The organism is Kribbella italica, from assembly GCF_014205135.1.
Taxonomy (GTDB): domain Bacteria; phylum Actinomycetota; class Actinomycetes; order Propionibacteriales; family Kribbellaceae; genus Kribbella; species Kribbella italica.
Genome location: NZ_JACHMY010000001.1, coordinates 502,987 through 519,837 on the forward strand (window position 1 = coordinate 502,987; position 16,851 = coordinate 519,837).

The window sequence follows — 16,851 nt, forward strand, 5'->3', positions numbered from 1 at the left end:
TCCTGGGCGTGCTCGTCACCAACGTCTTCGTCACCACGCAAGGCCGGGCCGTCGTACTGACCTGGGCCTCAGTGGGACTCGACCTGGCCTACTCGCTGCTCATCGGCTCCGTCGGCCAGTCATTCCGGCCTGTGGTCGCATGCGGTCACCGTTCCCGGCTGCAGCGCAAGCACGGCGTCGGCTTCCGAACCGTGACAGCGGCGGCTGGAATCTGCATGGCCGAAGGAGAGAAAGCAACCGCCCAAACGCGGCTCACGGCTTGACGCGTACCGAGTGGTGATCGACGACCGGCTGCGCTCGGACCTCGACGCGCCGCGGAAGCAGCGACACACGGCGAAGTGGATCATCGATCGACTGCTTGACGAACATGACGGGGCCGGGGTGGTGTCGTACTGGATGGTCCGCGAGTACGTCGCCACCCGACGCCGTGAGACTCGCGTCGAGGTCGGACGGGAACCTGCCAACGCGTTCATCCCGCAAGAGCACCTCCCGGGCCGCGAGGCCGAGGTTGACTTCGGCGACGTCGCCATCCGCCTGCGCGGCGAGCTCGTAACCTGCGCGCTGTTCAGCCTTCGGCTCTCCTACTCGGGCAAGGCCGTGCACAGGGTCAGTGCCTCGGCTGGGCAGGAAGCCTTCTTCGAGGGTCACGTCCACGCCTTCAACGTGCTCGGCGGGGTGCCGACCGGGAAGATCCGCTACGACAACCTCAAGGCCGCCGTCGCGAGCGTGATCGGGTTCTCCCGCCAGCGGGTCGAGGCCGACAGGTGGACCGCCGTCCGTTCCCACTACGGCATCGAAGCCTTCTAGTGCCAGCCCGGAATCCAAGGTGCGCACGAGAAGGGCGGCGTCAAGGGGCAGATCGGCTGGTTCCGACGCAACCACCTCGTCCCCATCCCAGAAGTCGACTCCCTCGCCGAGCTCAACGCTATGGCCGACGCCTGGGACGAAGCCGACGACGCCCGGCGGATCGGGTCCCGCGCCCGCACGGTCGGGGGACACTTCGCCACCGAGCAGCCACTCCTCGCGCCCCTTCCGACCGAGCCGTTCGAGACCGGCCGCGGGTTCACCCCGCGCGTGGACCGGTACGCCCAGGTCACGGTCCGGATGAGCAAGTACTCCGTGCCCGCGCGCATGGTCGGCCGTCAAGCCCGGGTGCTCCTGAACGCCAGCGACCTGGTCGTGTTCGACGGCAGGACCGAGATCGCCCGCCACGAACGGCTCATGACCAAGGGCTCGACCCGGGTCGACCTGGACCACTATCTCGAGGTCCTCCTCCGCAAACCGGGCGCGTTACCCGGTGCGAAAGCGCTGGAGCAGGCCAGGGCATCCGGGCGGTTCACGCCCGTTCACGACGCCTGGTGGGCCGCGGCCTGCAAGGCCCACGGTGACGCCGACGGCACCCGTGCCCTCATTGAGGTCCTGATGATGCACCGGCACCTTCCACACGACCACGTCGTCGCCGGACTCGCGACGGCGCTGCTTGCAGGCGCGCTCACCGCGGACGCTGTCGCGTTGGAAGCGCGCAAGTACAACGACACAGCAGATGGCGGAGCCGACGACACGACAGCGGACCACCAGTCCCTGATGAGCGGCGACAGGGCACGCGGAGAAGGCGAGATCCCTGCCGTGCGATCGCTGACCGAGCGCCGGCTCCGTGCCCACATCCCGGCCGACACTCGGCCGCTGCCGAGCGTGGAGAAGTACGACCAGCTGTTGGCCCACCGACGTGACACCCCGAACGAAGGAGCCGCACCGTGACCACCAAGCGCCGTGGAATGACCGAAGAAGCAGCCGACGCCGCGATCGACCAAGCGTGCCGGATGCTGCGAATGCCCACCATCCGCAACTCCTTCACCGACTACGCCGACCGGGCAGGGCGTGAGTAGATGTCTTACCGCGGGTTCCTCGCCGAACTACTGCTTGCCGAGTGCGACGATCGCGCCCGACGCCGGTCCGAACGCCGGATCAAGGCCGCCAAGTTCCCCCGCGAGAAGTCCCTGCGGGCCTTCGGCTTCGACGCCAACCCCAACATCGATCCCGCCGTGATCCACACCCTCGCCAAGTGCGAATGGGTCCAGAAGGGACAGCCGCTGTGTCTGATCGGGGACTCCGGCACCGGCAAGTCCCATCTGCTGATCGCACTCGGCACCGAGGCCGCCATGGCAGGCTACCGGGTCAAGGGCCTCGGTCGCGATCGCGTCCAATGAGTCCCTTCGGCGGCTGGACCAAGACCTTCACCGACCCCCGCCTGTGCGCAGCCATCGTCGGCCGACTCACCTTCGGCGGCACCATCCTCGAGACCGGCACCGACTCCTACAGTCTGGCCCAAGCCACAAAGCAGCGGACAACCTGACACCCGTCGGGCGCGGAAGCGGTGTCGACGCAAACCAACATCCGCGGCACCGACACGTGCCCGGCGGTGTCAGAACTCGCCAACAAGCGGTGTCGGACGAAACCTCCGCAGCGGCCTGAAAGAGGGTTGGGCGTCGGTAGCAGTTCGCCCGTGCCCGTGCCCGTGGCGGTGGTGGCGGTTGCGGCTGTGGTTGGGCGGTGTGTCTGTCTCGCCCCTCGCCGCTACCGGGGTCAGCCGAAGCAGTCCTGGTTTTTGGTGGCCAGGCCTAGTTCGGTGACGGTCTTGGTGTTCTCGGTGGTGCCGATGGTGTAGAACGCCGTGGTGCTGCCGGGGACGTCTACGGTGATGCCGTTTTCGGATTCGGCGGCCTTGGGGTAGGCCGTTTTGACCTGCTGGATGGTTGAGCCGAGTTTGATGCCTTCCTTGGTGGACATTGTCTCGCTCGCGAAGATCCCCACCAGGCCGTGCTGCTTGGAGAAATAGACGCTGACGGTGTCGGCCGGGGTCGGGAAGGCGGCCAGGTCGTAGCCCTGGCAGTTGTCGCCGGACTTCTTGGTGCCGAGCTCACCGGTGGCCTTGGCCTGGTCGACGGTCATCCCGAGGCGGAGCTTGCCGTAGCCGTCGGCGCTCAGGGTGTAGTCCGGGGGCGTGCTCGGCGTCGCGGCGGCGTTGCTGGTTTTCGGCTCGGAGCCGCAGGCGGTGAGGGCGAGAACGGTCAGGATGCTGCCTGTCAGGATCGCGGCAGACTTCGGGTGCTTGAACATGCCGACCATCATTCTCGCAGTCGTAGTGGCGTTTCCAGGTTCGACGCCGGTGTCCGGGAGATGGTTGATCTCGGCAACGTTGCGGTTGGCAATCGGTTGTCTAAGGCAACGAGTTGCGCAGCTGCTCGAGGACGACGGGGTCGAGCTTGCCGGGGACGAGGCGTTCCTCGAAGTTCTCGGTGCCGGCCCAGGCGTCGAGTGTTTCGTGGCCGAGCCTGGTCAGGAGCGTGGTGACCTCGTCGGCCAGCGCGCCTTCGAGCGGGAGCAGCGTGGACGGGTCGGGCGTCCCGAAGTACAGGTCGTGGAGATCGAGCAGGCGACCGAGTTCCTCGACCGGAGTCCGGTGGTCGTCGACACGGAGGTTGATGGCGAGGTCGAGCTGACCGCCGTACGCCGCTCCGGCGCGCCAGACGCGCAGGGCGGCGCTCTGCCGGCCGCGGCGATCGCCGCCGGTCTGGTCCCCGGCGGTGAGGGACTGCAGGAGGCGGTGGGCGAACGGCTCGTCGGCGCGATCACGCCAGGCCTCCGCCATCGCGGGGACGACGCCGGGCCCGGCCAGGATGTTGCCCTGCATTGCGAACCCGTCCCCGGCCAGGCCACCGGCCCAGTCCATGCACTCCGGCCCGGTGTACGTCGCACCCCGCCCGGCCGCGTCGACGACCCCTACCTGCCGACTGTCCCGCCCGTCATCCGCCGCGGTCAGCCGCTCGATGACGTCCGCCGCCGGCAACCCCTCGGCGAGCAGGTCGAGCCCCTCCGGCCCGTACGACAGATTCGCCGCCGCCTGGGTCGCGACCGCCCCGGCGCCCGCCCGGCCCCACGGAACCACCGCCCCGACCGCCAGGAACTTCGATGCCACCGCCACACCCCAGGATGCCGACTTCACGTCGTACGCCACGATCGAGAACGTCATTGGGTCGCTTCCTTCCAGGGGGTACAACGGGCCTCGTGCAGTCTAGGCTCGGCCCATGGCGAGCACACCGGACGAGACGCGTGACGGGGTCGATCTGACCAACCTCGATCAGCCGTTGTTCGACGGCGCGGAAGCGACGAAGCGGGATCTCGTCGACTACCTCGACGCGGTGCACGAGCGGATGCTGCCGGAGCTGCGGGAGCGGCCGCTGACGGTCAAGCGGGTCCGGCCGCGGCAGCAGCCGTTCATGCAGAAGAACGTGCCGAAGTACACGCCGGAGTGGGTGAAGACGGTGACGGTCTGGGCCGAGGCGTCCAAGCGCGAGGTCTCGTACGCGCTGTGCGACGACCGGCGCACGCTGCTGTGGTTCGCGAACCAGCGGGCCGTGGAGTACCACCCGACGTTGATGCGCGCCGGCCGCTGGGACCGGGTCACGCATCTGGTGCTCGATCTCGACCCGCCGGAGGGGGACGAGACGTTCGGGCTCGCGGTGCGGGCGGCGCATCTGGTGCGGCAGGCGCTGACCGATTCCGGGCTGAAGGGCGCGGTGAAGACGAGCGGCGCGAAGGGCGTGCACGTGTACGTCCCGATCGACGACCAGATCTCGATCGAGGACGCCGCCGCGGCCACCCGGGCGATCGCGGCGCGCGCCGAGCGCGTCGATCCGAGTGTCGCGACCACGGCGTACATCAAGGAGGACCGGGAAGGGAAGGTCTTCGTCGACTCGACCCGCGCCGGCGGCGCGACGGTGGTCGCGGCGTACAGCCCGCGGATCCGGCCCGGTACGCCGGTGTCGTTCCCGGTGGGCTGGGCCGACCTCGACAACGTGTCGCCTCGCGACTTCACCGTACGGAGTGCGCCCGGACTGCTCGCGTCGGCGGATCACTGGGCCGCCGAGCTGCCCGCGCCGCAGTCGCTGCCCGAGGACCTGCTGGAAGAGGGTCGCGCGATCCCCATCGCCCGCGTCGTCGCCATGCACGAGGGCAAACGCCGGGCCAAGGCGAAGCGCGACGCGGAGGAGAACAAGTAGGTCGGAGGTGAGCCTGCCGGGGCCTCCGGGAAAGCGCGGGAGTGGGGTGGGTGGTACTGCGGCCGGTGAGATCGGAGGTGGCTCAGGCCGCTGCGGCCGGAACGACGTGGGTGGGTTCGAGCCCGGGGAGATGTGGGTGAGCGGGTACGTCGAGCCCGTCTGGACTTCGGTCGTCGGCGGGTCAGTTCTCCTGGCTGGTGGTGAGTTCTAGGGCGCACTCGCGGACGTCCGGGGCGGGGTGGTTGCGGAGGGCAACTAGTAGGTCTCGCCAGGTGGGAGGCCAGCCGGAGCGGGGGCCTGCTGCTGCGATCAGTGCCTTGAGGAACAGGCCGTCGGCGAGGTCGGGCCGGGTCGACAAATCGATGGCTGTGGCGGTGAGGTCGTTCGGTGTCCAGTGGGCGGAGTCGGCGGCGAGGCGGGACGCGAGGAGGTTGGCGGCTGTTGCCGCGGCTAGTGGGCGGTGCGCGACCTCGTGGCGGAGGGTGGCCAGATCTTCGGCGAGGGCGGGCCAGCGGAGGGCTGTGGTCAGGAGTTTCAGCCGGAGGTGCAGGTATGGCGGGTCGGTGAGTTCGTCCGCGACCGGGCGCAGGGATTGACGCGCTTCGGTCGAGCGGCGGGCGAGAGTTCTGACCAGGGTGTCGACGACCGTCGTGAGGCGTTGGCGCGCCGGGTGGTCACGATCGGGGAGGGCGTTGGGGACCTCGGGGTTGTTCTCCAGGCGGACGAGGAGCCGGACCGAGCCGACGAGTTCGTCGAGGCCGCGGTCCGGGTCGGTGGCGACGACGCCGACGAGCGCGGTGGCGGCGCTGGTCCAGGTGCGGGAGGCGAGGTCGGTGATGAACGCGGCGATCACGGGGGCGACGGCGGTGTTCCAGTTCGCCCAGTGCTGCAGCGCGAGGACGGCGGCGCGAGCGACCTCGGGCTCGGGGCGGTTGGTGACGGCGATCAGCAGGTCGGCGTACCGGGATCGGTACTTGCCGGCCAGGCCGTACGGCGTGCGCTGGGTGAGGACGGTCGCGGTGGCGGCGCTGTCGTGGACGGCTTGCTGGAGCAGGGCCCAGCTGGCGGGCTCGTGCAGGAGGTACTGCGAGGCGGCGCTGGTGATCGCGGCGCGGACGTCGCGGTGGGCGTCGCCCCAGGCGTCGGTGAGTACGGCGGCGGCGCCGGGGGCGCGGAGTTCGCCGAGGAGGCGGGCGGCTTCCTTGCGGGAGGTCACCTTGATGCCTTCGCCGATCAGGACCGGGTGGAGGAGGCTGGGGAGGGTGCTGGGGCGGACGAAGCGGGCGACTCGGGTGGCGGCGTAGATGGCTACTCGGGCGCGGTCGTTGTTGGCGTGCTGGAGGAGCTGGGGGAGGGCGAGTTGGGGTTGGTCGGACCAGGAGAGGGCGCGGAGGGCTGCTTCTTGGAGCAGGACGCTGGGCTCGGCTGCGGTGTTCGGGGTGGGGAGTGGGGTGGTGACTGGGTCGGGGAGGGGGACGTTGCGGGGGTCGGTACTTGGGGGCGGGGGTGGGGTGGTGGTTGGGGCGGGGTGCGGGGTGTTGCGGGGGTCGGTACTTGGGAGCGGGGCGGTGCTTGGGGTGGGGAGGTAGGGGTGGACGGCGGTGGGGCCGATCGTGGGGAGTTGGCCGAGCATGAGGATGGCTTCGGCTCGGGTCCACTCGGCGAGGCGGGGGTCGTCGGCGACGGTGGTCAGCACCTCGGCGTACCGGCGGTGCTGGCGGGGGAGCCAGCGGCGCAGCGTGGAGCCACCGACTCGCCAGGGGGCGTGGCTCTTGGTGAAGAGTTCGCTGCGGGCGGGGTCGGCCAGTACGACGTCCAGCAGGTCGGTGCGGACTTGGGTGACGGCTGACCAGACGGCGTCCCACTGGACCATGCCCAGGTCGCGGGCGATGATCCGGCCGACGCGGTCGGCGCGGGTTGCCGGAGGGGTGAGCCAGCGTGAGGCGGCGGCACCGACGGTGAACTCCTGGTTGGACCAGAGCGCGACCTCAAGCAGGTTCTGCAGGTGGTCGTTGTCCCAGCCCCGGCGGTCGAACGCGTCCGACACGGCGAAGAGCAGCTTGAACTCGGTGCGTTCGGCGGCGCTCTCCAAGTACGGACGCAGCGCTTCGTAGACGGCGGTTTCGCGGCCGCGCGGCAGGCCGTCGATGATGCCGTTGAGGTCGACGGCGCCGCGGTTCTGGGTGATCGCGGCGTGGGCGTCGAGGCCCCAGGCGAGCAGGGCGGATTGGTTGCGCTGGGCTCCTTGGTGGACGGCGTGGCGGGCGAGCTCGGTGAGTGCGGCGCGGCTCGGCCAGGACGTGTCGCGGGCTTCGAGCGCGTCGGTGAGCAGGGTCTGCAGCGGGGCCACGAGCTCGTCGTCGAGGACGGACGGCGGGAGCGCGGCGGCCGCTTCGAGCACCGACTGCCGGACGGGGTCCCGGTCGTTGCGGACGCGGGTCGCCCAGGAGAGCGCACCCTGGACGGACTCCAGTTGCCGGGATCGTCCGGCCGCCTGGACGACGGCGCGGTAGACGGCCGCTCGGTCTGCTGCTTCCGGGCGGGCGATCTCGGGTTCGAGCAGGGCGAAGGCTTCGTCGTACGGGAGGTAGGCGGTGATCTCCCAGCGGCGGTGTAGCTCCTCGGCGATGTCGGGCAGGGCGAGCATGCGGCGGGCTTGCTCGGTGCGGGTCGCGTGCGGGAGTACGTCGAGGAGCCGGCCGGAGAGCGCTGTCTGGGTGAGGTCGACCTCGGCGGTGATCAGGGCGAAGACGCCGGCCCGACGGGAGGGCGGGAGGTCGCTGAGCAGGCCGCTGGGATCCGGCCAGAGTAGGCGGCCGAGCGCGGCCAGGTCCTCGTCGGCGTACCGGTGGAGGCGACGGCGGACTGCTGGGGTGAGGGCTCTGGGCAGCGTGCTCGCTCGGTCGGGCGTCAGGAGGAGGGCGAGTACGCCGGTGGGGTCCAGGTCGATCAGGCGGCCGAGGATGTTGACGACTGGCCACGGGAGGTCGTCGGGAGCGATGGCCGACCTGATCAGGGCGAAGGCGCGGGGCGCGTCGTGGTCGAGGGCGGAGGTGACGCCGTACGCGACGCCCTGCCACCACTCGTCGCGGTCGGATCCGGTCGGCAGGGTCTCGGTCGCGTGGTCGAGGACGACCTGCGGGTGCCGGCGGGTCAGGCGCTCCCACTGGCCGGAGGAGAAGCAGTAGGCGAGTTCGGGGAGGAGGCGCCGGACGGTCGCGTCGTCGGTGCTGTCGAGCAGGGCTGCCGCGTACTGGTCGCCCCAGCGGTCGCGCTGTTCGTCGATGAGGCGGGCGGCGAGCAGTTGACGGCCGGTACGGCGAATGACCTGCAGCAGGCGAGGGCGGAGCGCGGCCGGTGCGTCGTCGTGCAGGATGCGCAGCTCGTCGTCGGAGACGGCCGCCGGGCTGGCCGGATCGGCCGGGCTGGCCGGATCAGTCGGATCAGCCGGATCAGCCGGATCGGCCGGGTTAGCCGGATCAGCCGGGCTGGCCGGATCAGTCGGATCAGCCGGATCGGCCGGGCTGGTCGGGCTGGTCGGGTTGGCCGAGTCCGCGGCGGTGGCCGGGGGCGCCGGGGTGGGCGTGGGGCGGCGGCTCCAGTGGCCGACCGCGGCCAGGGCCTGGGCCTGGACGGTGGGTTCGGGGTCGTGGAGGAGGCGGGTGACGTACGCGACGTGGCCGGTGATCTGGGCGATGCGGAGGCCGATGACGCGCTGGTCGGCGGGGCCGGCGGCGAGGTCGGTGAGGAGCTCCTCCAGGGCCGGGGTGCCGCGGAGGCGCCGGGCTTCGTCGGCGATCGCGCGGACGCGTGCGCCGTACGGGAGGGGATCGATCGACCGGAGGAGGTCAGCGGCTCGCATGCCGCCCATCCTGCCGACCCCGGGTGTCAGCCGCGCCGGGGGCTCGCGGGAGAGCAGGTCTGCGGACGGGCGTCAGGTCGGCCAGGGGTCGCCGAACTCGGTGTTGCGGGCGGTGCGGTAGAGGGGGCCCTGGCGTTTGGAGACGAGTTCTTCGCGGAGTTCGCCGGCGTCGGTGCAGAGGCGCAGGGAGACCAGGCCCTTGCGTTGCTGGGGGTGGCGGAGGACGCGGTTCGCCGCGTGAGCGCGCAGCGTCGGGCTGGTGACGACGTACGAGAACTTCTCGTCCTCGAAGCCGAGTTCGGCGCCCTTGGTCCGGCGGTGGACGGCGCTGCGGTTGACGCGGCTGGTGAAGTGGCACCAGTCGCGGCCGCGGGGGATCGGGCAGGCGAGGTCGTGCGGGCAGGGGGCGATCACGCTGTGGCCGGCGGCGATGAGCTGGTCGCGGGCGGCGACGATGCGTTCGTAGCCACCGGGGGTGCCGGGCTCGATCAGCGCGACCAGGCCTTGCTGGGTCGCCAGTTGCGCGACGAGGTTCTGCTGTTGTTCGGTCGACAGCTCGCTGAGCACGTACGAGACGGTGACCAGGTCGGCGGACTCGAACGTGGACTGGTCGAGCCGGCCGGTGGTCCAGGTCGTGGTGCGCACGGCAGGGGACTCGGCGTTCGCGGTGAGTTTCTTGCCTAGGGCAATCGCTTCGGTGACCTGCTCGAGCACGGTGACGTTCGCGAGCGACGGCCAGACGTCGGTCGCGGCCCAGACCGCGGAGCCCGTGCCGCCGCCGAGGTCGAGCTGCTTGACCGGCGCGAAGTCCGGCAGCTGCAAGGCGACCTGCTCCAGCGTCGAACGCACGGCGGCGAAAGTCGCCGGCATCCGGTACGCCGAGTAGGTGATGACGTCAGCAGGCGACGCCATGATCGGCGACGTCGCCGCCTGCTCCTCGCGGTACCGGGTGCTGAGCCGCTGGAAGGAGCTGGTCAGCTGCGCTGCGGGGACGTTGCTCAGAGCCGCCTCGAGCGCAGTCCGCAGATCCTGCGGCAGGTCAGCCATCTTCCGTCCTTCGTCAGCACCTACGAACCCGCAGATCCTAGTCGGCAGGCAGCGAGGCCTGCATCAGCAGTACGGCGGCCTCGCGGGCGCGGCGGGCTGGTTGGGCAGAGCCGGAGATGGCGGACGTGGTGATGGCACCCTCGCTCAGCAGGATCAAGTGGTCGGCCAGCTGCTGCGGATCCGGCGCCTGAGCGGCCGCCGCCAACTCGGTGAGGGCCTGGCGGAAGCCCGCCTTGTGCTGCTGCGCCAGCTCGGCGACCCGCGGTGACACGGCGCCCAGCTCGCCGAAGGAGTTGATGAACGCGCACCCCCGGAAGTCCTTCTGGGTGAACCACGTGTGCAGGAACTCGAACACCGCCAGGATCCGCTCGCGCGGATCCGTCGCGGCGTCCACGTGCTCGGCGAGCATGTCCTTCCACAGCTGGTCGCGCTGGTGCAGGTACGCCTCGATCAGCACGTCCTTCGACGGGAACAACTGGTAGAGCCGCTTCAGCGAGACCCCGGACGCCGTCCGGATCGCGTCCATCCCGACGGACTGGACACCGCGCTCGTAGAACAGCGCGTCCGCCGCGTCCAGCACCTGTCGCTGCGCGGTCGCCGTGTCGATCGCCATCTGCCTGCACCCTCTCGTCGCCGGGCCGCGCCCGCCGTCTGTGATCCCGAGCACCCCACTTGCGCGGAGAACCATCGTTCTCCTACAGTACAGGACACCGCGGAGAACGCCCGTTCTCCGCACCGGAGATCTTCTGGAGGAGAGTCCGATGACCGTTCTGGAGCCCGCCGCCCAAGCCTTCGCCGACGCGACCGCGCAGCCCCCGTTCCTGTTCCAGCTCGACCCGGCCGAGGGCCGCAAGGTGGTCGACGAGGTGCAGACCACCGACTACCCGAAGCTCCCGGTCGACGAGGAGTGGATCACCGTCGCCGACGGCACCAAGGCCCGGATCGTCAAGCCGGCCGGTACGACGGACGAACTGCCGGTGATCCTCTACATCCACGGCGCCGGCTGGGTGTTCGGCAACGCGCACACCCACGACCGTCTGGTCCGCGAACTGGCCGTCGGTGCCGGTGCCGCGGTCGTCTTCCCGGAGTACGACCTGTCGCCCGAGGTGCGCTACCCACACGCGCTCGAGCAGGCCTACGCGGTCGCCCGCTGGATCGTTGCCGAAGGCAAGAGCAAGGGCCTGGACGCGACCCGGCTGGCGATCGCCGGCGACTCGGTCGGCGGCAACCTGGCCGCGGCGGTGACGCTGCTGGCCAAGGAGCGCGGCGACCTGACCTTCAAGCAGCAGGTGCTGTTCTACCCCGTGACCGACGCGTCGTTCGACACCGCGTCGTACCAGGAGTTCGCCGAGGGCTACTTCCTGCAGCGCGACGGGATGCAGTGGTTCTGGGACCAGTACACGACCGACGAGGCCGAGCGGAACCAGATCACCGCGTCGCCGCTCCGCGCGACCACTGAGCAGCTGACCGGTCTGCCGGCCGCGCTGGTGATCACCGGCGAGGCCGACGTACTGCGCGACGAGGGCGAGGCGTACGCCGCGAAGCTGCGCGAGGCCGGCGTCGACGTGACCGCCGTACGGTTCGGCGGAATTATCCACGACTTCGTGATGTTGGACGCGCTGCGGGACACGCGCGCCGCGACCGCCGCGATCGACCTGGCGGTCCGGACCCTGCGTTCCGCACTGGCTTGAACTACCGAAGGGACCTTCTGAGATGACCACGAACCCCACGACCGTCGTTCTCGTCCACGGCGCGTTCGCCGACGGCGGCAGCTGGAACGGTGTGATCGACCTGCTCCAGAAGGTGCACGTCGACGTGACCGCGGTGGCGAACCCGCTGCGCGGCCTGACGCCCGACGCGGCGTACGTCGCGAGCGTGGTCCGCCAGATCGACGGGCCGGTCCTGCTCGTCGGTCACTCGTACGGCGGCGCGGTGATCGACAAGGCGGCGCAGGACCTGGAGAACGTGGTCGGCCTCGTCCACGTCGCCGCCTTCGTGCTGGACGAAGGGGAGAGCCCGGCCGGGATCTCCGCGAAGTTCCCGGAGACGCCGTTCGGGGCGGCGGTCCGGCCGACGCTGTTCCCGCAGCCGGACGGGACCGAGGCGCCGGAGCTGCGGCTCGACCCGGCGGCGTACCCGGAGGTGTTCGCGGCGGACCTGCCGATCGAGGTGAGCCGGGTGCTGGCGGCGTCGCAGCGGCCGGTCGCCGCGCAGGGGCTCGAGGAGGAGTTCACCGGCGAGCCGGGCTGGAAGAGGCTGCCGAGCTGGACGCTCGTGTCGACGCAGGATCAGGCGATCCATCCCGACGCCCAGCGCTTCATGGCCGAGCGAGCGGGCGGCACGACGGTCGAGGTCGAGGGGTCGCACTCGGTTGCGGTGTCGCAGCCGGAGGCGGTCGTCGACTTCATTCTGAAAGCACTGAGCTGAACAGATCCGGCAGGCCCGCGGCCTCGCGCAGTTCGGCGTACGCGGTGGCGAGTTTCGGCAGGGTGTAGTGCGCGTTCAGTCCGCTCGGGTTGGGCAGGATCCAGACCCGGGTCGGGCCGATCGTGCGGTCCTGCCGGCCCATCGCGGCCTTCGGCAGGCCGAAGGCGTCGCGGTACGCCGTGACGCCGACGACCGCCAGCCAGTCGGGGGCGAACTCGAGCACCTTGCGTTCGAGGTTCTCGCCGCCGGCGCGGAACTCGGCCTTGGTCAGCTCGTCGGCGCGGGCTGACGGGCGGTCGACGACGTTGGTGATGCCCAGGCAGAGGTCGAGGAGTTCGGGTTGCTCGGCGGGCAAGAGTTGGCGGGGAGTGAAGCCGGCCTGGTGCAACGCGGGCCAGAACCGGTTGCCGGGGCGGGCGAAGTGGTGGCCGGTCTGTGCGGACATCAGCCCGGGGTTGATGCCACAGAACAAGACTTTGAGGCCGGGCACGATCAGATCCGCCAACTGCTGCATCCCCACACCCTAAGAGGACTGTGGGGATGCGAGCAGGCGGGTCAGTCGTTCTGGTTGTTGAGGCCGGCGGGGAGTTGGCCGGCGATGCAGGACCGGGCGACGAACAGCCAGATCGTTTCGCCGCTCGCGTCGTCGACGCGGATCATCGAGGCGCCGAGGTCGTTGGTCGAGTAGCGGTACCCACCGGTCGCCGGCAGCGCGAAGCCGGCCGGATCGTGCAGCCGGCCCCCGGCGTACGTGCTGTCGGTGAAGTAGTTGTAATAGCCGGTGCACGCCGACGGGTTGATCCGCACGATGATCGCGCCGTTGCCCGTGTGCGGCGCGGCGTCGAAGTCGCGGCCGAACGTCCGCCGGTGTGACAGCCGCTCGCTGGTGTCCGCGCTGCAGCTGTCGGCGACCGACGAACCGGTCCCCAGATCCAGTGCCGACGGCACCAGGAACGCGCAGAAGTTCGAGCCGTCACCGGCCCGCCAGCGCCCGAAGTGGAAGTTGGTCGGCGTCGTCGTGTGGACGTCGAACCGGGTCCCGGCGATCGCCGTGCCCATCACGTACCCGCACGACTTGTTGGCGAGCCAGCCACCGGCCGGGATCGTGCCGTGGTTGTTGCACGCGACCGGCTTCGGCACGTTGCCGACGGTCGTGTACTGGTTCACGGCGTACGACGGCAGCTGGGTCGCGGCCGCCGTCAGCAGCCCCGCGGCCAGGACGGCCAGAAGCCGGCGCATCAGCAGAACCACCCGTCCTGGACCCAGCCCCGGTGGTTGATGTCGCCGTACGCGAAACCGTAGACCCAGGTCCCGGAGACGCGCTCGACCAGGAAGGTCTCCGGATGGTGCAGCGTGCCCATCCGCGCGCCGAGCGGTTCGGTGCGCAGCTCGAGATCCTGCGCGCAGACGGTCTCGCGGACGCCGACCCGGCCGTTGGCGGCTTCGGCGGACGTCGCGGTGAGGGTGGTGGCGCCGGCCAGTACGACGGCGGCGAGGGCGGTGGTGCGGGTGATGCGGTTCATCGGTCGTCTCCTCGATCTCGAACGGTCTCGGTTACCAGCTGCCCCAGCCGCCCAGGCACTCGATCCGGACGAAGCCCCAGTCGTTCGGGCCGAAGTCCTGGACCGAGGCCCAGCCGTTGTAGACCGGGTGCGCGCCGCGGGTGTGGCCGACCTTGTTGCCGGCCTCCAGCGTGCGCAGGGCGTTCACCGGGCCCGGGATCGAGAAGTCGTAGTTCTCGTAGAGGGTCGCGCTCTGGCAGGTGATCACCGCGTGCTCGGGGACCTCGACCGCGTGCGCGGCCGGAGCTCCGGCCGTCAGTGCTCCGGCGGTCAGGGCGGCGCCGAAGGCGAGTGCTGAGAGGACGAAAACGGGGCGGCGTGTCATCAGAACCTCCAATAGGCTGTCATCTGAGATGACGGTAAGGCGTGTCGTCAGAGATGGCAAGAGGTGTCATCAGTGGATACGCTGAGTCGATGAACCACCCGCGGAAGGCCTTCTACGGCATCGCCGAGATCGCCGAGGCGCTCGGCCTGAACCGGCAGCTGGTGACCGCGTGGCGCCGGCGTCGCAGCCACGGCCTGCCCGAACCGGACGCCGAGCTCTCGTCCGGCCCGATCTGGCGTGGGGAGACCGTCGAGCCGTGGATCGACGCGTTCCGCGACCGCGGTGACGGCGGGGAGATGCAGCCGGTCAGTGGCGAGCTGGCGATGCGGGCCGGGCGGCGGATGCTGCGTGTGGCCGCGCTGCTGCTGGAGCAGCCGATCCGGCTTCGGCTGCTCAGCCAGGCGCTGACCGAGGCTCGGGAACTGCTGCCGCTGGTCGACGCTGCCGCGGACGATCCGCTCAGGCGGGCCGTCGTACAGCTGCTGTCGCCCTTGCGGGTGAACGACTCCGGGAATCTGGACGAATTTCGGCGCCAGGTGCTGGTCGAGGTGGCACAGCTGGCACCTCTGGCCGAGCTGGCAGCGCAGAGCCTTCCCACCTCGGAGAGTGCGGGTTAGTGTGCGAGCCGTGATCGTCGAGGTCCCTGGCTACCGCCTCGCGGAGCCGCTGGGTGCTGGCGCGACAGGGGTGGTGTACGACGCGAACCGGCTGGCCGACGGGCAGCGCGTCGCGGTCAAGGTGGTGCATCCCGAGCTGGTCGACCCGCAGTACCGCGAACGGCTGCGTCGCGAGGCGCGGGCGGCCGCGGCGGTGGTGCACCCGGGTGTGGTCCGCGTGCAGGAGGTCGGCGGCGACGGGAACAACGCGTGGCTGGTGATGGATCGGCTGAGCGGGCCGGATCTGCAGCGGCGGCTGGCCGACGACGGTCCGCTGGAGCCTGTCGAGGCGGCCGAGCTGCTCGCGTCGGTGGCCGACGCGGTGCACGCGATGCACGAGGCCGGGGTGATCCATCGAGATCTCAAGCCGGCGAACATCATCCTGAACGAGGGACGCCCGCTGGTCGGGGACTTCGGGGTCGCGCGGCAGCTGGTGAGCCTGGAGTCGAGCACCGGGTTCGATCTCACGGGCGGGTCCTCTGACTGGCTGCGGTCTGATGCGCCGGCTGGTCCGCCGCTGGGGGCGATGGCGGGCACGGTCGCGTACATGGCGCCGGAGCAGTGGCGCGGCGATCCGGTGGCCGCTGCGGCGGATGTCTACGCGCTCGGCGGCACACTGTTCTCGCTGCTCACGGGGTTGCTTCCGTACGACCGAAAGACCCTGCCCGAGCTCGCGTACGCCGTGGCGATCCTTCCGGCGCCACAGCCAAGCCAGTACGGCGTACCGCTGGCGTTCGATGCGGTGGTGGCCAGGGCGATGGCGAAGGACCCGAAGGAGCGCTACGCAACAGCAGCTGACTTCGCGGCGGCTCTTCGGGCCGTCGGATCGGTGTCTGCTCCTCCTCGAACTGCTCTGAACAGACGATGGTTGATCGCCGTTGCCGCGCTGGTCCTGGTCGCCGGTGGAGCGGGAGCGGTTGTTGCCCAAGGCAAGGGGGCTGCGACGGAAGAGTTGACGGTGTGTGCGGAGGATGCGACGGTTCGGGATGCGCCTCGGAGTCGGACGGTGGTGGCGACTGTTTATCAAGGGGATCATCTGACGCCGATCGCGCCTCGGGACGGGGACTCTTGGGTGCATGTGCGGCTCAGGGACGGTAGTACCGGGTGGGCGCTGACCGACTTCGTTCGGCACGAGTGTTGACGTCAACCCGGGGTTGACGCGAACAGGTTGTCAACCTACGGTTGACGCATGACTCCTGGACCTGATCTGCAGCAACTCATCGACACCATCCGGACCGACACCGGCAGCGACGACGTGCTCGAGCAACTCGCGACCGCGTCCAGCACGATCACCGATCTGACCGCCACCTCCGACGCTGCTCTCGGGTACTTCGTCGACCGGGCTCGCGGCGCGGGCCGGTCGTGGGTCGAGATCAGCGCGGTGCTCGGTGTCAGCAAGCAGGCCGCGCACAAGCGGTTCTCCGACTCCTGGCCGGTGAAGCTCGATCTCGAGCGGTTCACGCTGCGCACGAAGGTGGTCATCCAGGCCGCCTCCGGGATCGCTCGTGAGCGTGGCCAAGGGTTCGTCGGCACCGAGCACCTGCTGCTGGGCCTGTTCACCGAGCCGCAGTCGGTCGCCACGCTGCTGATGATCTCGGCCGGTCTCACCGAGGACGACGTGCTGGCCGCGGTCGACGCCGAGTTCCCGCCGGCCGCGGCCGGCGATCCCGCCGATGCAGGCGAGCTCCCGATGACCCCACGCGCCTCGCACGTGATCGGCTACGCGACCGAGGAGGCCCTCCTGCTCGGCCACAACTACATCGGCACCGAGCACCTCCTGATGGCCTTCTACCACTTCCCGGGCGGCGTCGCGGCGAAGGTACTGAACCAGCTCGGCCTGACCGAGCAGGCCGCGCGCGACGGCGTCCGGGTCGCGCTGGAGGAGCTGACCAAGGGCAAGTAGTTTGGCCTC

At 70.3% G+C, this 16,851-nt stretch carries 21 protein-coding genes; 12 read left to right on the top strand and 9 right to left on the bottom strand.

Going from position 1 to position 16,851, the window contains the following annotated elements; genetic code table 11:
• Window positions 1-8: 8 nt before the first annotated feature.
• The 6 genes from HDA39_RS02590 to HDA39_RS43000 all read left to right on the top strand — a co-directional run bounded on the left by HDA39_RS02590 (window position 9) and on the right by HDA39_RS43000 (window position 2,353).
• Window positions 9-263, top strand: coding sequence for a hypothetical protein (locus HDA39_RS02590; RefSeq protein ID WP_184793641.1), 255 nt, complete (start codon window positions 9-11; stop codon window positions 261-263).
• Window positions 264-273: 10 nt separating this feature from the next.
• Entirely contained in the window at window positions 274-807 is a 534-nt protein-coding gene (locus HDA39_RS41775; RefSeq protein WP_202892848.1) for a transposase, read from the top strand.
• 120 nt (window positions 808-927) lie between these two features.
• Window positions 928-1,758 carry a Mu transposase domain-containing protein gene (locus HDA39_RS41780; RefSeq protein WP_202892849.1) on the top strand — a complete coding sequence of 277 codons (831 nt, stop codon included), beginning with the start codon at window positions 928-930 and terminating at the stop codon, window positions 1,756-1,758.
• Window positions 1,755-1,886 carry a hypothetical protein gene (locus tag HDA39_RS42990; RefSeq protein ID WP_273481450.1) on the top strand — a complete coding sequence of 44 codons (132 nt, stop codon included), beginning with the start codon at window positions 1,755-1,757 and terminating at the stop codon, window positions 1,884-1,886. The genes HDA39_RS41780 and HDA39_RS42990 overlap by 4 nt, the downstream gene beginning before the upstream one ends.
• Entirely contained in the window at window positions 1,887-2,207 is a 321-nt protein-coding gene (locus HDA39_RS42995; protein ID WP_273481451.1) for an ATP-binding protein, read from the top strand.
• Window positions 2,204-2,353 (top strand): ATP-binding protein, encoded by a 150-nt coding sequence (locus tag HDA39_RS43000; protein ID WP_273481452.1) that lies wholly within the window; start codon window positions 2,204-2,206, stop codon window positions 2,351-2,353. Before HDA39_RS42995 ends, HDA39_RS43000 begins: the two co-directional genes overlap by 4 nt.
• Before the next feature lie 230 nt (window positions 2,354-2,583).
• On the opposite strand, the gene HDA39_RS02605 is transcribed toward HDA39_RS43000, so the two are convergent.
• Together HDA39_RS02605 and HDA39_RS02610 are read right to left on the bottom strand one after the other, a co-directional pair.
• Window positions 2,584-3,117 carry a hypothetical protein gene (locus HDA39_RS02605; protein ID WP_184793642.1) on the bottom strand — a complete coding sequence of 178 codons (534 nt, stop codon included), beginning with the start codon at window positions 3,115-3,117 and terminating at the stop codon, window positions 2,584-2,586.
• Window positions 3,118-3,217: 100 nt separating this feature from the next.
• The gene (locus HDA39_RS02610; protein ID WP_184793643.1) at window positions 3,218-4,030 is read right to left on the bottom strand and encodes a DUF1028 domain-containing protein; all 813 of its coding nucleotides are present in this window, start codon (window positions 4,028-4,030) and stop codon (window positions 3,218-3,220) included.
• A 55-nt stretch (window positions 4,031-4,085) separates the two neighbouring features.
• On the opposite strand from HDA39_RS02610, the gene ligD reads away from it, so the two are divergent.
• Window positions 4,086-5,060 (top strand): non-homologous end-joining DNA ligase, encoded by a 975-nt coding sequence (gene ligD / locus HDA39_RS02615; protein WP_184793644.1) that lies wholly within the window; start codon window positions 4,086-4,088, stop codon window positions 5,058-5,060.
• Window positions 5,061-5,241: 181 nt separating this feature from the next.
• Here the strand turns inward: ligD and HDA39_RS42060 are convergent, their stop codons facing one another.
• The 3 genes from HDA39_RS42060 to HDA39_RS02630 form a co-directional block, all read right to left on the bottom strand.
• Complete coding sequence (locus HDA39_RS42060; protein WP_238355960.1) at window positions 5,242-8,922, bottom strand: hypothetical protein; 3,681 nt, start codon at window positions 8,920-8,922, stop codon at window positions 5,242-5,244.
• A 72-nt stretch (window positions 8,923-8,994) separates the two neighbouring features.
• Entirely contained in the window at window positions 8,995-9,969 is a 975-nt protein-coding gene (locus tag HDA39_RS02625) for a small ribosomal subunit Rsm22 family protein (RefSeq protein WP_184793645.1), read from the bottom strand.
• A gap of 37 nt (window positions 9,970-10,006) precedes the next feature.
• Window positions 10,007-10,582, bottom strand: coding sequence for a TetR/AcrR family transcriptional regulator (locus HDA39_RS02630; RefSeq protein ID WP_184793646.1), 576 nt, complete (start codon window positions 10,580-10,582; stop codon window positions 10,007-10,009).
• 148 nt (window positions 10,583-10,730) lie between these two features.
• Here HDA39_RS02630 and HDA39_RS02635 point away from each other — a divergent pair, with 148 nt between their 5' ends.
• Both HDA39_RS02635 and HDA39_RS02640 read left to right on the top strand, forming a co-directional pair.
• Window positions 10,731-11,660, top strand: coding sequence for an alpha/beta hydrolase (locus HDA39_RS02635; protein WP_184793647.1), 930 nt, complete (start codon window positions 10,731-10,733; stop codon window positions 11,658-11,660).
• Between the two features lie 22 nt (window positions 11,661-11,682).
• Complete coding sequence (locus HDA39_RS02640; RefSeq protein ID WP_184793648.1) at window positions 11,683-12,396, top strand: alpha/beta fold hydrolase; 714 nt, start codon at window positions 11,683-11,685, stop codon at window positions 12,394-12,396.
• Here HDA39_RS02640 and mug read toward each other — a convergent pair.
• Genes mug through HDA39_RS02660 form a run of 4 tightly spaced genes read right to left on the bottom strand, consistent with a single transcriptional unit; the run spans window position 12,374 to window position 14,283 of the window.
• The gene (gene mug, locus HDA39_RS02645) at window positions 12,374-12,910 is read right to left on the bottom strand and encodes a G/U mismatch-specific DNA glycosylase (protein ID WP_184793649.1); all 537 of its coding nucleotides are present in this window, start codon (window positions 12,908-12,910) and stop codon (window positions 12,374-12,376) included. The genes HDA39_RS02640 and mug overlap by 23 nt on opposite strands.
• 41 nt (window positions 12,911-12,951) lie before the next feature.
• On the bottom strand, window positions 12,952-13,635 hold the full coding sequence (locus tag HDA39_RS02650; protein ID WP_184793650.1) for a hypothetical protein: 684 nt from the start codon (window positions 13,633-13,635) through the stop codon (window positions 12,952-12,954).
• Window positions 13,635-13,919 (bottom strand): hypothetical protein, encoded by a 285-nt coding sequence (locus HDA39_RS02655; protein WP_184793651.1) that lies wholly within the window; start codon window positions 13,917-13,919, stop codon window positions 13,635-13,637. Before HDA39_RS02655 ends, HDA39_RS02650 begins: the two co-directional genes overlap by 1 nt.
• Window positions 13,920-13,950: 31 nt before the next feature.
• Window positions 13,951-14,283 carry a hypothetical protein gene (locus HDA39_RS02660; protein ID WP_184793652.1) on the bottom strand — a complete coding sequence of 111 codons (333 nt, stop codon included), beginning with the start codon at window positions 14,281-14,283 and terminating at the stop codon, window positions 13,951-13,953.
• An 89-nt stretch (window positions 14,284-14,372) separates the two neighbouring features.
• Here HDA39_RS02660 and HDA39_RS02665 point away from each other — a divergent pair, with 89 nt between their 5' ends.
• The 3 genes from HDA39_RS02665 to HDA39_RS02675 are packed head-to-tail and all read left to right on the top strand — an operon-like array spanning window position 14,373 to window position 16,842.
• A complete protein-coding gene (locus tag HDA39_RS02665; protein WP_184793653.1) occupies window positions 14,373-14,900 on the top strand; it encodes a helix-turn-helix transcriptional regulator in 528 nt (175 codons plus the stop codon).
• 10 nt (window positions 14,901-14,910) lie between these two features.
• Complete coding sequence (locus HDA39_RS43600; RefSeq protein WP_184793654.1) at window positions 14,911-16,080, top strand: protein kinase domain-containing protein; 1,170 nt, start codon at window positions 14,911-14,913, stop codon at window positions 16,078-16,080.
• Between the two features lie 48 nt (window positions 16,081-16,128).
• The gene (locus HDA39_RS02675; protein ID WP_184793655.1) at window positions 16,129-16,842 is read left to right on the top strand and encodes a Clp protease N-terminal domain-containing protein; all 714 of its coding nucleotides are present in this window, start codon (window positions 16,129-16,131) and stop codon (window positions 16,840-16,842) included.
• Window positions 16,843-16,851 lie beyond the last annotated feature (9 nt).

Coding starts and splice junctions, on each gene's coding strand:
- HDA39_RS41780 (WP_202892849.1), top strand. CDS start 928: ATGGCCGACGCCTGGGACGAAGCCGACGACGCCCGGCGGATCGGGTCC.
- HDA39_RS42995 (WP_273481451.1), top strand. CDS start 1,887: ATGTCTTACCGCGGGTTCCTCGCCGAACTACTGCTTGCCGAGTGCGAC.
- HDA39_RS43000 (WP_273481452.1), top strand. CDS start 2,204: ATGAGTCCCTTCGGCGGCTGGACCAAGACCTTCACCGACCCCCGCCTG.
- HDA39_RS02605 (WP_184793642.1), bottom strand. CDS start 3,117: ATGTTCAAGCACCCGAAGTCTGCCGCGATCCTGACAGGCAGCATCCTG.
- HDA39_RS02610 (WP_184793643.1), bottom strand. CDS start 4,030: ATGACGTTCTCGATCGTGGCGTACGACGTGAAGTCGGCATCCTGGGGT.
- ligD (WP_184793644.1), top strand. CDS start 4,086: ATGGCGAGCACACCGGACGAGACGCGTGACGGGGTCGATCTGACCAAC.
- HDA39_RS42060 (WP_238355960.1), bottom strand. CDS start 8,922: ATGCGAGCCGCTGACCTCCTCCGGTCGATCGATCCCCTCCCGTACGGC.
- HDA39_RS02625 (WP_184793645.1), bottom strand. CDS start 9,969: ATGGCTGACCTGCCGCAGGATCTGCGGACTGCGCTCGAGGCGGCTCTG.
- HDA39_RS02630 (WP_184793646.1), bottom strand. CDS start 10,582: ATGGCGATCGACACGGCGACCGCGCAGCGACAGGTGCTGGACGCGGCG.
- HDA39_RS02635 (WP_184793647.1), top strand. CDS start 10,731: ATGACCGTTCTGGAGCCCGCCGCCCAAGCCTTCGCCGACGCGACCGCG.
- HDA39_RS02640 (WP_184793648.1), top strand. CDS start 11,683: ATGACCACGAACCCCACGACCGTCGTTCTCGTCCACGGCGCGTTCGCC.
- mug (WP_184793649.1), bottom strand. CDS start 12,910: ATGCAGCAGTTGGCGGATCTGATCGTGCCCGGCCTCAAAGTCTTGTTC.
- HDA39_RS02650 (WP_184793650.1), bottom strand. CDS start 13,635: ATGCGCCGGCTTCTGGCCGTCCTGGCCGCGGGGCTGCTGACGGCGGCC.
- HDA39_RS02655 (WP_184793651.1), bottom strand. CDS start 13,919: ATGAACCGCATCACCCGCACCACCGCCCTCGCCGCCGTCGTACTGGCC.
- HDA39_RS02660 (WP_184793652.1), bottom strand. CDS start 14,283: ATGACACGCCGCCCCGTTTTCGTCCTCTCAGCACTCGCCTTCGGCGCC.
- HDA39_RS02665 (WP_184793653.1), top strand. CDS start 14,373: ATGAACCACCCGCGGAAGGCCTTCTACGGCATCGCCGAGATCGCCGAG.
- HDA39_RS02675 (WP_184793655.1), top strand. CDS start 16,129: ATGACTCCTGGACCTGATCTGCAGCAACTCATCGACACCATCCGGACC.